10 protein-coding genes are annotated in these 12,238 nt (G+C 62.5%); 8 read left to right on the forward strand and 2 right to left on the reverse strand.

Annotation, left to right across the window (positions count from 1 at the left end; all coding sequences use genetic code 11):
* The first annotated feature begins 40 nt into the window (after window positions 1–40).
* Window positions 41–1,240, forward strand: a complete 1,200-nt coding sequence (dapC, locus tag NTD89_RS26005) for a succinyldiaminopimelate transaminase (protein ID WP_145161862.1) — start codon at window positions 41–43, stop codon at window positions 1,238–1,240.
* A 10-nt stretch (window positions 1,241–1,250) separates the two neighbouring features.
* On the opposite strand, the gene NTD89_RS26010 is transcribed toward dapC, so the two are convergent.
* Window positions 1,251–2,894, reverse strand: coding sequence for a Na+/H+ antiporter (locus tag NTD89_RS26010; RefSeq protein ID WP_262210438.1), 1,644 nt, complete (start codon window positions 2,892–2,894; stop codon window positions 1,251–1,253).
* A 293-nt stretch (window positions 2,895–3,187) separates the two neighbouring features.
* Between NTD89_RS26010 and NTD89_RS26015 the strand changes: the two genes are divergently transcribed.
* The 4 genes from NTD89_RS26015 to NTD89_RS26030 all read left to right on the forward strand — a co-directional run bounded on the left by NTD89_RS26015 (window position 3,188) and on the right by NTD89_RS26030 (window position 6,245).
* A complete protein-coding gene (locus NTD89_RS26015; RefSeq protein ID WP_231982825.1) occupies window positions 3,188–3,496 on the forward strand; it encodes an arsenate reductase in 309 nt (102 codons plus the stop codon).
* A 31-nt stretch (window positions 3,497–3,527) separates the two neighbouring features.
* Entirely contained in the window at window positions 3,528–4,562 is a 1,035-nt protein-coding gene (dapD, locus tag NTD89_RS26020; protein ID WP_145161856.1) for a 2,3,4,5-tetrahydropyridine-2,6-dicarboxylate N-succinyltransferase, read from the forward strand.
* A gap of 67 nt (window positions 4,563–4,629) precedes the next feature.
* The gene (locus NTD89_RS26025) at window positions 4,630–5,835 is read left to right on the forward strand and encodes an aminotransferase class V-fold PLP-dependent enzyme (protein ID WP_262210439.1); all 1,206 of its coding nucleotides are present in this window, start codon (window positions 4,630–4,632) and stop codon (window positions 5,833–5,835) included.
* Entirely contained in the window at window positions 5,832–6,245 is a 414-nt protein-coding gene (locus NTD89_RS26030; RefSeq protein WP_262210440.1) for a SufE family protein, read from the forward strand. The genes NTD89_RS26025 and NTD89_RS26030 overlap by 4 nt, the downstream gene beginning before the upstream one ends.
* Before the next feature lie 114 nt (window positions 6,246–6,359).
* Here NTD89_RS26030 and tcdA read toward each other — a convergent pair whose 3' ends face one another.
* On the reverse strand, window positions 6,360–7,169 hold the full coding sequence (gene tcdA / locus NTD89_RS26035; RefSeq protein ID WP_046036662.1) for a tRNA cyclic N6-threonylcarbamoyladenosine(37) synthase TcdA: 810 nt from the start codon (window positions 7,167–7,169) through the stop codon (window positions 6,360–6,362).
* Between the two features lie 217 nt (window positions 7,170–7,386).
* Here tcdA and NTD89_RS26040 point away from each other — a divergent pair, with 217 nt between their 5' ends.
* The 3 genes from NTD89_RS26040 to NTD89_RS26050 all read left to right on the forward strand — a co-directional run bounded on the left by NTD89_RS26040 (window position 7,387) and on the right by NTD89_RS26050 (window position 12,191).
* Complete coding sequence (locus tag NTD89_RS26040) at window positions 7,387–9,978, forward strand: glycosyltransferase (protein WP_145161845.1); 2,592 nt, start codon at window positions 7,387–7,389, stop codon at window positions 9,976–9,978.
* A gap of 252 nt (window positions 9,979–10,230) precedes the next feature.
* Window positions 10,231–11,382, forward strand: coding sequence for a succinyl-diaminopimelate desuccinylase (gene dapE, locus NTD89_RS26045; RefSeq protein WP_262210441.1), 1,152 nt, complete (start codon window positions 10,231–10,233; stop codon window positions 11,380–11,382).
* Complete coding sequence (locus NTD89_RS26050; RefSeq protein WP_145161839.1) at window positions 11,382–12,191, forward strand: putative RNA methyltransferase; 810 nt, start codon at window positions 11,382–11,384, stop codon at window positions 12,189–12,191. The genes dapE and NTD89_RS26050 overlap by 1 nt, the downstream gene beginning before the upstream one ends.
* The last annotated feature ends 47 nt before the right edge of the window (window positions 12,192–12,238 follow it).

Genomic DNA, 12,238 nt, shown 5'->3' on the forward strand with positions numbered 1-12,238 from the left:
AGCTCCCACAGGGTTCGTGCCCATTGCAATAGAGGCTTACATGAACAACGCCCTGAACCAGCTGCAGCCCTACCCGTTCGAGAAACTGCGCGCCCTGCTCGGCAGCGTTACGCCAAACCCGGACAAACGCCCGATTGCGCTGTCCATCGGTGAGCCCAAGCACACATCGCCGGAATTCGTTGCCAAGGCGCTGGCTGACAACCTCGACCAGATGGCCGTGTACCCGACCACGCTGGGCATTCCGGCATTGCGCGAGGCCATCGGCGCCTGGTGCGAACGCCGCTTCAACGTGCCCAAGGGTTGGCTGGACCCGGCGCGCAATATTCTGCCGGTCAACGGCACCCGTGAAGCGCTGTTTGCCTTCACCCAGACCGTGGTCAACCGCGCTGACGACGCGCTGGTAGTGAGCCCGAACCCGTTCTACCAGATCTACGAAGGCGCCGCGTTCCTGGCCGGCGCCAAGCCGCATTACCTGCCGTGCCTGGACGCCAACGGTTTCAACCCGGATTTTGACGCCGTGTCGCCGGACATCTGGAAACGCTGCCAGATCCTGTTCCTGTGCTCGCCGGGCAACCCCACCGGCGCACTGATTCCGGTCGATACCCTGAAAAAGCTCATCGCCCTGGCCGACGAGTACGACTTCGTCATCGCCGCCGACGAGTGCTACAGCGAGTTGTATTTCGACGAACAAACCCCGCCGCCCGGCCTGCTCAGTGCCTGCGTCGAGCTTGGCCGTCAGGATTTCAAACGCTGCGTGGTCTTCCACAGCCTGTCCAAGCGCTCCAACCTGCCGGGCCTGCGCTCGGGCTTTGTGGCCGGTGATGCCGACATCCTCAAGGCCTTTTTGCTGTACCGCACCTACCATGGCTGCGCGATGCCGGTGCAAACCCAACGGGCGAGCATCGCGGCCTGGCAGGATGAAGCCCACGTGCTGGCCAACCGTGACCTGTACCGCGAGAAGTTTGACGCCGTGCTGGCCATTCTCAAGCCAGTGCTGGACGTACAAAGCCCGGACGGCGGGTTTTACCTGTGGCCGAACGTGAATGGCGACGACGCCGCGTTCTGCCGTGACCTGTTCGTGGAAGAACACGTGACCGTGGTGCCAGGTTCGTACCTGTCCCGGGACGTGGACGGCGTCAACCCAGGCGCCGGGCGCGTGCGCATGGCGCTGGTTGCACCGTTGGCGGAATGCGTTGAAGCGGCCCAGCGCATTCGCGACTTCATTCAGCGCCGCCGCTGACACTTATGGGTCATTTCACATGACCCAGATTCGCCTCGCTCATGTCCAGATCCGCCAGCACTTCACGCAAAACGTCATCACCAATCTGGTGATGACGGCTCAAGCTGTACAACTCCAACCGCTGCGCTCGCAGGGCCTTGAGGCGTAATTTGCGCTCCAGCTGGTCCATCTGCAGCGCCAGCGCCTGGGCGTCGGCGGAGTCATTGAACACTTCCAACTGATGGCGATATTCCGACATCAGCCGCGCCTTGAGCTCAGTGGCCAGTGCGGCCTGGGCGGCGTCCGAGGTTTCGGTTTCGGCGGGTTCTTCCGCTTCAAGGGCATGGATCGCCGCCACGGCGGTCTTTTTCCACGCCTCGCGCACTTCGTTATGACGCTTTTCGTCGGGACTTTGCTCGATGCCGCGCAACAGCAACGGCAGCGCGATGCAAGCGGCGATCAGCGATAGCAGAATCACCCCGGCAGCGATGAAAATCAGCAGGTCCCGCTCAGGGAAGGCCTCGCCCGGCGCCAGCAGCAGGGGCACCGACATCACACCGGCCAGGGTCACCGCACCGCGTACGCCGCCGACCGTCAATAGCCAGCAGGAGCGCGCGGTCGGCACCAGGGTCAGTTCGCTTTTGCCACGCAGGCGTCGCAGTAAACCCGACAGGCGCCAGATGCTCTGCACCCAGATAAAGCGCAACACCACCAGCACCACAAAGATCGCAATCACATCCAGGCAGCGATACAGCAGGGTGGGCCACAACGTTGTCTCGTGGCTGACCACAGCCTTGATGATGTCCGGCAGTTGCAGGCCCAACAGCAGGAAGATCAGGCCATTGAAGGCAAACTCCAGCAGCGACCAGACACTGCGGTTAAGCAAGCGCGTGCTGGTCTGGCGCGGCAACAGGTCGAGCCAGCTTTGCATCATGCCCGCCGCCACCGCCGAGAGAATGCCCGATGCGCCCAGGCGCTCCGCCAATACATAGGCCGCAAACGGCAACAGCAACATGAACACAACATGCGTGGCCGGGTCATCCCAACCGCGCGCGATCATCCAGGCGCGCAAACGGCCGACCAGCCAGCTCAGTGCCACGCCAACCGCCAGACCACCCACGGCGACCAGCACAAAGGTCAGGCTGGCATCCGCCAGGGAGAACACGCCGGTCAGCGCCGCCGCCAGGGCGAACTTGAAGGTCACCAGGCCCGAGGCATCATTCATCAACGCTTCGCCCTGAAGCATGTGCATCAACGGCTTGGGCAGACGATTCTGGGCAATGGCCGACACCGCCACGGCATCCGTCGGCGATAAAACCGCTGCCAGGGCGAAGGCCACCGGCAACGGGATCGTCGGCAATATCCAATGAATGAAATAGCCAGCACCCACCACGGTGAACAGCACCAGCCCCACCGCCAACGTCAGAATCGGGCCGCGCAATCGCCAGAGCTCGCGCTTGGGCATGCGCCAGCCATCGGAGAACAACAGCGGCGGCAGGAACAGAAACAGAAACAACTCAGGGTCCAACGCCACATGCAGCCCCAGGGTGGGCCAGGCCAGCAAAGCGCCGGCGGCGATCTGCACCAGGGGTAACGGCAGAGGAATGATGCGCCCGACCAGGCGCGAAACGCTGACCAGCATCAGCAGGATAAGAACGGTGTAGGCGGTTTGCATAAAGCGGGTTTCCCGGACAATCGACTTGCAACGACATCCATCAGGCAACAGCTGGCCGTTGAAGTGCCATATTACTCGGCTATGTTAACCAGCCATGTTACGCGGCCATGCCGCGCCATGGCGTTTGCACAAAAGTCGCACTGCGCCATCAGCAAGCATGACGAGCGGCACCCAAACCTGCTGGTCATGGCATAATCCGTGACCTTTCGTTTCTACTTGGTCCAAAGGGGGGCAATTCCTTGACCGCTTCAAGCAAAACGTTGCACCTTTTCGGCATCAAAGCCTGCGACACCATGAAAAAAGCGCGCACCTGGCTCGATGAGCACGCTGTGAGCTATGAGTTTCACGACTACAAAACGGCCGGTATCGACCGCGAACACTTGACCCAATGGTGCAACGAGCACGGTTGGCAGGTGGTTTTGAACCGTGCGGGCACCACCTTTCGCAAACTCGAAGACGAACGCAAAGCCGATCTCGATCAGTCGAAAGCCATTGAATTGATGCTCGCACAACCCTCGATGATCAAGCGCCCGGTGCTCGATCTCGGAGACAGAACCCTGATTGGCTTCAAGCCAGATAGTTATTCGGCGGCCCTCAAGTAGGCCAGCCTTCCATTTTTGTAGAGGTAACAGCATGTCCAATTCCCTGTTCAGCCTGGGCTTCGGCGTCGGCACTCAGAACCGCCAAGGTGCTTGGCTGGAAGTGTTTTACGCACAACCGTTGCTCAACCCGTCGGCCGACATCGTCGCAGCCATTGCGCCGATCCTGGGCTACACCGAAGGCAACCAGGCCATCACCTTCACCGTCTCCCAGGCGCTGCAAATGGCTGACGCGCTCAAAGGCGTCGACGCTGCCCAAGCTGCCCTGCTGAGCCGCCTGGCTGAAAGCCACACCCCGCTGGTCGCCACCCTGCTGGCCGAAGACGCCGCACTGACCTCCACGCCTGAGGCCTACCTCAAGCTGCACCTGCTGTCCCATCGCCTGGTCAAGCCACACGGCCTGAGCCTGGCCGGTGTGTTCCCGCAACTGCCGAACGTGGCGTGGACCAGCCAGGGCGCGATCGACATCAATGAGCTGGCCGAACGCCAACTGGAAGCACGCCTGCGTGGCGAGCTGCTGGAAGTGTTCTCGGTGGACAAGTTCCCGAAAATGACCGACTACGTGGTCCCGGCCGGCGTGCGTATCGCTGATGCCGCGCGTATCCGCCTGGGCGCCTATGTGGGCGAAGGCACCACCGTGATGCACGAAGGCTTCGTCAACTTCAACGCCGGCACCGAAGGCCCGGGCATGATCGAAGGGCGCGTCTCCGCTGGCGTGTTCGTCGGCAAGGGTTCGGACCTGGGCGGCGGTTGCTCCACCATGGGCACCCTGTCGGGCGGCGGCAACATCGTGATCAAGGTGGGCGAAGGCTGCCTGATCGGCGCCAACGCCGGTATCGGCATCCCGTTGGGCGACCGCAATACCGTGGAGTCGGGCCTGTACGTCACCGCCGGCACCAAGGTCGCGCTGCTGGATGAGCAGAACCAACTGGTCAAAGTGGTCAAGGCGCGCGAGCTGGCCGGCCAACCGGACCTGCTGTTCCGCCGTAACTCCGAGACCGGTGCCGTGGAGTGCAAAACCCACAAATCGGCCATCGAACTGAACGAAGCGCTGCACGCTCACAACTAAGCAGCCACTCGATGCCACTAGCGGGTCGCGCCTCCGGGTCGGCCCGCTTATACGAGTCTTGAACACCATGCTTGTGCCCTCTCCCTGGCGCGCCGATTTTCCGGCCATCGCCACCCTGCAACGGCAAGACCAGACCTACCTGGACAACGCCGCCACCACGCAAAAACCCCAGGCCCTGTTGGATGCCATCAGCCATTACTACGCCAATGGCGCAGCCAATGTGCACCGTGCCCAACATTTGCCGGGCGCCCATGCGACCCAGGCGTTTGAAGACAGCCGCAGCAAGGTCGCGCAGTGGCTTAACGCAGGTGACAGCGGGCAAATCATTTTTACCCACGGCGCAACCTCTGCGCTGAACCTCCTGGCCTATGGCCTTGAGCACTTATTCAATGCGGGCGATGAAATTGTTATCAGCGCCCTGGAACACCACGCCAACCTGCTGCCCTGGCAGCAACTGGCCAAACGTCGCGCGCTCACGCTGGTGGTGCTGCCACTGGGTGACGACGGCGTGATTGACCTGCATGCCGCAGGCGAATTGATCGGCCCGCGCACGCGCGTGCTGGCGGTGAGCCAGCTTTCCAATGTGCTTGGCACCTGGCAGCCCTTGGACGCCTTGCTGGCGATGGCGCGGGCACACGGCGCGCTGACCGTGGTCGATGGCGCCCAGGGCATCGTGCATGGCCGCCATGACGTGCAGGCGCTGGGGTGCGACTTCTACGTGTTTTCCAGCCACAAACTGTACGGCCCGGACGGCGTCGGCGTGCTGTTTGGCCGCAACGAAGCCCTGCATCACCTGCGCCACTGGCAGTTTGGCGGCGAAATGGTGCAACAGGCGGACTACCACAGCGCCAGTTTCCGCCCTGCCCCGCTGGGTTTTGAAGCGGGTACGCCACCAATCGCCAGCGTGATCGGCCTGGGTGCCAGCCTGGATTACCTGAGCTCACTGGACCCGACCGCCGTGGTCGCCCATGAAGCGGCGCTGCACGACTACCTGCTGCGCGGCCTCAAGGCACGCAATGGCATCCGCGTGTTGGGATCGCCTCACGTAGCTTTGGCCAGCTTTGTGGTGGAAGGCATACACAACGCCGACCTCGCCCACCTGCTGACCGAACAGGGCATCGCCGTGCGCGCCGGCCACCATTGCGCGATGCCGTTGCTCAAGGCGATGCACTTGTCCGGGGCGATCCGCGTGTCCCTTGCGCTGTACAACGACTCCGATGACCTGGAGCGCTTCTTTGAAGCCCTCGACCAGGCGCTGGATATGTTGCGATGAGCTTGCCGGCCGAAGCCGCCGCTGCCCTGCACGCCTTTCAGGCGATCGGCAGTTGGGAGCAGCGCGCGCGGATGCTGATGCAATGGGGCGAGCGCCTGCCAGCCTTGGCCGATGAGGACAAAGTCGACGCCAACCTGGTGCAGGGCTGCGAGAGCCTGGTGTGGTTGGTGGGGCGTCTTGAGAACGGCCATTGGCAGTTCGCCGCGAGCAGCGATGCGCGGATGATTCGCGGGTTGGTGGCGCTGCTGCTGGCGCGGGTCAATGGGCTGTCAGCGGCGCAGTTGCAGGCCGTTGACCTGCCCGATTGGTTCAGTCAACTGGGGCTGTCCCGGCAGCTGTCACCTTCGCGCAGTAATGGCCTCAATGCAGTCCTGCAGCGCATGCGCGAACTAAGCCATACGCAAAACTAAATGTGGGAGCTGGCTTGCCTGCGATGCAGACACCTCGGTCAATCAATCAGACTGCGGTGATGCTATCGCAGGCAAGCCAGCTCCCACACTTTAGGCGTGTGCCGAGGGTGAGAGTTAAGTGGGCTTGACCCGCTCCGACGGCCTGCGCACCCCAGCCACAATCTTGTCCACCGCCTTGGTCGCCGCCACCATACCGAACGTGGCCGTCACCATCATCACCGCGCCAAACCCGCCGGCGCAGTCCAGCTTCACCCCATCCCCAACGAAACTTTTTTGCAGACAAATGCTGCCGTCCGGCTTGGGATAGCGCAGCTGCTCGGTGGAAAACACGCACGGCACGCTGTAATGGCGGGTCACGGTGCGGGAGAAACCGTAATCGCGGCGCAACGTGGAGCGCACCTTCGAGGCCAGTGGGTCATTAAAGGTGCGGTTCAGGTCGCACACCTGGATCAGCGTCGGGTCGATCTGCCCGCCGGCGCCGCCGGTGGTGATGATCTGGATCTTGCGGCGCTTGCACCAGGCAATCAGCGCAGCCTTGGCGTTGACGGCGTCGATGCAGTCGATCACGCAATCGATATTCGGCGTGATGTACTCGGCCATGGTGTCGCGGGTCACGAAGTCCGCCACCGCATGCACGGTGCAATCGGGGTTGATAGCGCGCAGGCGCTCGGCCATGACCTCGACCTTGGGCTTGCCCACCGTGCTGTCCAGCGCGTGCAACTGGCGGTTGCTGTTGCTGACGCAGACGTCGTCCAGGTCAAACAGCGAAATCTCGCCCACCCCGCAACGGGCCATGGCTTCGGCCGCCCACGAGCCTACGCCGCCGACGCCGACGATCGCCACATGGGCCGCTTTCAAGCGTTCCAGGCCTTCAATGCCATACAAGCGGGCGACGCCTGCAAACCGCGGATCTTCTGTGCTCATGACCATTACCCCAAAAACCGGCGCGCATTATGGACTACGCAGCGACAAGTTCGAAGCTTCCAGCTACAAGTAAAGAACTTAGGTGAACATTCGCGGACTAACGTCCGGCTTTTCTCTGTCTGCTGTACGCTCGGGGAAAGGCCGGTGTAGGATGCGCGCCGTTCGGCGTAAGCCGACACCTCTTTTCGTTCCACACCCTTTGGAACCCGAAATAGCCATGTCATCGCGTAAATTTGGACTCAACCTGGTGGTGGTGCTGGCAATTGCCGCGCTGTTCACCGGTTTCTGGGCGCTGATCAACCGCCCGGTCACCACACCCAACTGGCCTGAACAGATCTCCGGGTTCTCCTACTCGCCGTTCCAGCAAGGCCAGTTCCCGCAGAAAGACCAGTACCCAAGCGACGAAGAAATGCGTCGTGACCTCGAGATCATGAGCAAGCTGACGGACAACATCCGTACCTACTCGGTCGACGGCACCCTGGGCGACATCCCCAAGCTGGCGGAAGAGTTCGGCCTGCGCGTGACGCTGGGCATCTGGATCAGCCCGGACCTTGCGCGTAACGAACGCGAGATCCAGCGGGCCATCGAACTGGCCAACAGCTCACGCAGCGTCGTACGCGTGGTGGTCGGTAACGAAGCGTTGTTCCGTGAGGAAATCACCCCAGAGGCGCTGATTGCGCTGCTCGACCGCGTACGCGCCGCCGTAAAAGTGCCGGTGACGACGTCCGAGCAATGGCACATTTGGGAAAAGAATCCGCAACTGGCCAAGCACGTTGACCTGATCGCGGCGCACATCCTGCCGTTCTGGGAATTTATTCCGATGGACAAGGCCGGCCAATACGTACTCGACCGCGCCCGGGATCTGAAGAAACTGTTCCCGAAAAAGCCGCTGCTGCTGTCGGAGGTTGGCTGGCCGAGTAACGGCCGTATGCGCGGGGGCAATGAAACCTCGCCCGCCGACCAGGCGATTTACCTGCGTACGCTGGTCAATAAGCTCAACCGCCAGGGCTACAACTACTTCGTGATCGAGGCGTTCGACCAGCCGTGGAAAGTCAGTGACGAAGGCTCGGCCGGCGCCTATTGGGGCGTGTACAACGCCGCGCGCCAGCAGAAATTCAACTTTGAAGGCCCGGTGGTCGCGATCCCGCAATGGCGCGTGCTGGCCATCGGCTCGGTGGTGCTGGCGCTGCTGTCGCTGACCTTGCTGATGATCGACGGCTCGGCCCTGCGCCAGCGTGGCCGTACGTTCCTGACCTTTATCGCGTTCCTGTGCGGTTCGGTGCTGGTGTGGATCGGCTACGACTATAGCCAGCAATACAGCACCTGGTTCAGCGTGACCGTGGGGATCTTGTTGGCACTCGGCGCCCTCGGCGTGTTTATCGTGTTGCTGACCGAAGCCCACGAACTGGCGGAAGCGGTGTGGACCCACAAGCGCCGGCGTGAATTCCTGCCGGTGGAAGGCGATTCGGACTACCGCCCGAAAGTGTCGATCCATGTGCCGTGCTACAACGAGCCGCCAGAGATGGTCAAACAGACCCTCGACGCCCTCGCCGCCCTCGATTACCCGGACTATGAAGTCCTGATCATCGACAACAACACCAAGGACCCGGCGGTATGGGAACCGGTGCGCGACTACTGCGAAACCCTCGGCCCGCGCTTCAAGTTCTTCCACGTCTCGCCCCTGGCCGGTTTCAAGGGCGGCGCGCTGAACTACCTGATCCCGCACACCGCCAAGGACGCCGAAGTGATCGCGGTGATCGACTCGGACTACTGCGTATCGCCCAACTGGCTCAAGCACATGGTGCCGCACTTCGCCGACCCGAAAATCGCCGTGGTGCAGTCGCCGCAGGATTACCGCGACCAGAACGAAAGCACCTTCAAGAAGCTCTGCTATGCGGAATACAAAGGCTTCTTCCATATCGGCATGGTCACCCGTAACGACCGCGACGCGATCATCCAGCACGGCACCATGACCATGACCCGTCGCTCGGTGCTCGAAGAACTTGGCTGGGCTGACTGGTGCATCTGCGAAGACGCCGAACTGGGCCTGCGCGTATTCGAGAAAGGCCTGTCGGCGGCGTATTACCACGACAGCTACGGCAAAGGCTTGATGCCCGATACCTTTATCGACTTCAAGAAGCAGCGTTTCCGCTGGGCCTACGGCGCGATTCAGATCATCAAGCGCCACACCGCCAGCCTGCTGCGCGGCAAGGGCACTGAGCTGACCCGTGGCCAGCGCTACCACTTCCTCGCAGGCTGGTTGCCGTGGGTGGCGGACGGCATGAACATCTTCTTCACCGTCGGCGCCCTGTTGTGGTCGGCGGCGATGATCATCGTGCCAACGCGGGTTGATCCGCCGCTGCTGATTTTCGCGATTCCGCCGTTGGCGCTGTTCGTGTTCAAAGTGGGCAAGATCATTTTCCTCTACCGCCGTGCGGTGGGTGTGAACTTGAAAGATGCGTTCTGCGCGGCGCTGGCCGGCCTGGCGTTGTCGCACACCATCGCCAAGGCGGTGCTGTACGGCTTCTTCACCACCAGTATTCCGTTCTTTCGAACCCCGAAAAACGCGGATAACCACGGCTTCTGGGTAGCGATCTCCGAGGCCCGCGAAGAAATGTTCATCATGCTGCTGTTGTGGGGCGCGGCGCTGGGGATCTACCTGGTGCAGGGCCTGCCGAGCAATGACATGCGCTTCTGGGTGGTGATGCTGCTGGTGCAATCGCTGCCGTACGTGGCGGCGTTGATCATGGCGTTCCTCTCGTCGCTGCCAAAACCTGCGCCGAAGGTTGAGCCGGTAACGGCTGAGTAAAAACTTGCGCAATGCACTAAACGGCGGCCCTTGGCCGCCGTTTTGCTATAAGATAACGGCCGTTTTGTGAGACTTGGCCTAGCCCTGCTTTCTGTGGGAGCTGGCTTGCCTGCGATGGCACCGCCGCGGCGTACCTGCCAGACCGCGGCGTCTGCATCGCCGGCAAGCCAGCTCCCACATTGAATCTGCGCCCATTCAGGTTGTGTATTCCACATTCGTCCTGCGCCCATAACACGCTTCCGGAGTTCCCCCATGACGGCCCATGCCGACCTTTCGCCGACCCTTCAACTCGCTATCGACCTGATCCGTCGCCCCTCGGTGACGCCGATCGACGCCGATTGCCAGAAGCTGATGATGCAGCGCCTGGGCGACGCCGGCTTTGCGCTGGAGCCGATGCGTATCGAAGATGTGGACAACTTCTGGGCCACCCACGGCAAGCACGACGGCCCGGTGCTGTGCTTTGCCGGCCACACCGACGTGGTACCGACCGGCCCGGTGGGCGCCTGGCAGAACGACCCGTTCGACGCGCTGATCGACGAAAACGGCATGCTCTGCGGCCGTGGCGCGGCAGACATGAAAGGCAGCCTGGCCGCCATGCTGGTGGCCTGCGAACGTTTCGTCAGCGACTACCCGGACCACAAAGGCTCGGTCGCCTTCCTGATCACCAGCGATGAAGAAGGCCCGGCGCACCACGGCACCAAAGCCGTGATCGAACGCCTGGCAGCCCGCAAGGAACGCCTGGACTGGTGCATCGTCGGCGAACCGTCGAGCACCACGCTGGTGGGCGATGTGGTCAAGAACGGCCGCCGTGGCTCCCTCGGCGCCACCCTGACCGTGCGCGGCGTGCAAGGCCACGTGGCGTACCCGCACCTGGCGAAGAACCCGATCCACCTCGCCGCCCCGGCCTTGGCCGAATTGGCCGCCGAGCACTGGGACGACGGCAACACCTTCTTCCCGCCGACCAGCTTCCAGATTTCCAACCTCAATTCCGGCACCGGCGCCACCAACGTGATCCCCGGTGACCTGACGGCGGTGTTCAACTTCCGCTTCTCCACCGAGTCCACCGTCGAAGGCCTGCAACAGCGTGTTGCGGCGATTCTCGACAAGCATGGCCTGGACTGGCACGTGGAGTGGGCGCTGTCGGGCCTGCCGTTCCTCACCGAACCCGGCGCGTTGTTGGATGCGGTGTCGGCCAGCATCAAGGCGATCACCGGGCGCGAAACCAAAGCCTCCACCAGCGGCGGCACCTCCGATGGCCGCTTCATTGCCACCCTCGGCACTCAGGTCGTGGAACTGGGCCCGGTCAACGCGACAATCCATCAGGTCAACGAGCGCATTCTGGCCAGCGACCTCGATGTGCTGACCGAAATCTATTACCAGACCCTGATCAAGTTGCTCGCCTGATGCTCGCTTGCCCCATTTGCAGCGCACCGCTCCACGCGGTGGACAATGGCGTGGCGTGCCCGGTCGGGCACCGTTTCGACCGCGCGCGCCAGGGTTACCTGAACCTGTTGCCGGTGCAGCACAAAAACAGCCGCGACCCGGGCGATAACCTCGCGATGGTCGAGGCACGCCGCGACTTCCTCAACGCCGGACACTACGCCCCGGTGGCCAAGCGCCTGGCTGAACTGGCCGCTGAGCGCGCACCGCAGCGCTGGGTGGACATCGGTTGTGGCGAGGGTTACTACACCGCGCAAATCGCCGAGGCCCTGCCCCACGCCGACGGCTATGCGTTGGACATCTCCAAGGAAGCGGTCAAACGTGCGTGCAAGCGCAACCCGGCGCTGACCTGGTTGATTGCCAGCATGGCGCGCGTACCGCTGGCCTCGGGCAGTTGCCAATTTCTCGCCAGCGTTTTCAGCCCATTGGATTGGCAAGAGGCCAAGCGTCTGCTCAGCCCTGGCGGCGGTCTGATGAAAGTCGGCCCGACGGCCGGCCACCTGATGGAACTGCGCGAACGCCTGTACGACGAAGTGCGCGAGTACACCGACGACAAACATCTGGCCCTGGTGCCGGATGGCATGAGCCTGGCACACAGCGAAACCCTGGAATTCACCTTGAGCCTGGCCGAGCCCAATGACCGCGCCAACCTGCTGGCGATGACACCACACGGCTGGCGCGCGAGTGCCGAGCGCCGCGCCGAGGTGATCGAGGCCGCCGAGCCGCTGCAGGTCACGGTGTCGATGCGCTACGATTATTTCGTGCTTCAATAACCGACTTTTAAGCATCCGCGAATGGATTTTCGAATCCCGCAACGAGG

Source organism: Pseudomonas sp. 14P_5.3_Bac1 (assembly GCF_025466135.1).
In the GTDB taxonomy this organism is placed as follows: domain Bacteria; phylum Pseudomonadota; class Gammaproteobacteria; order Pseudomonadales; family Pseudomonadaceae; genus Aquipseudomonas.

Coding starts and splice junctions, on each gene's coding strand:
- dapC (WP_145161862.1), top strand. CDS start 41: ATGAACAACGCCCTGAACCAGCTGCAGCCCTACCCGTTCGAGAAACTG.
- NTD89_RS26010 (WP_262210438.1), bottom strand. CDS start 2,894: ATGCAAACCGCCTACACCGTTCTTATCCTGCTGATGCTGGTCAGCGTT.
- NTD89_RS26015 (WP_231982825.1), top strand. CDS start 3,188: ATGAAAAAAGCGCGCACCTGGCTCGATGAGCACGCTGTGAGCTATGAG.
- dapD (WP_145161856.1), top strand. CDS start 3,528: ATGTCCAATTCCCTGTTCAGCCTGGGCTTCGGCGTCGGCACTCAGAAC.
- NTD89_RS26025 (WP_262210439.1), top strand. CDS start 4,630: ATGCTTGTGCCCTCTCCCTGGCGCGCCGATTTTCCGGCCATCGCCACC.
- NTD89_RS26030 (WP_262210440.1), top strand. CDS start 5,832: ATGAGCTTGCCGGCCGAAGCCGCCGCTGCCCTGCACGCCTTTCAGGCG.
- tcdA (WP_046036662.1), bottom strand. CDS start 7,169: ATGAGCACAGAAGATCCGCGGTTTGCAGGCGTCGCCCGCTTGTATGGC.
- NTD89_RS26040 (WP_145161845.1), top strand. CDS start 7,387: ATGTCATCGCGTAAATTTGGACTCAACCTGGTGGTGGTGCTGGCAATT.
- dapE (WP_262210441.1), top strand. CDS start 10,231: ATGACGGCCCATGCCGACCTTTCGCCGACCCTTCAACTCGCTATCGAC.
- NTD89_RS26050 (WP_145161839.1), top strand. CDS start 11,382: ATGCTCGCTTGCCCCATTTGCAGCGCACCGCTCCACGCGGTGGACAAT.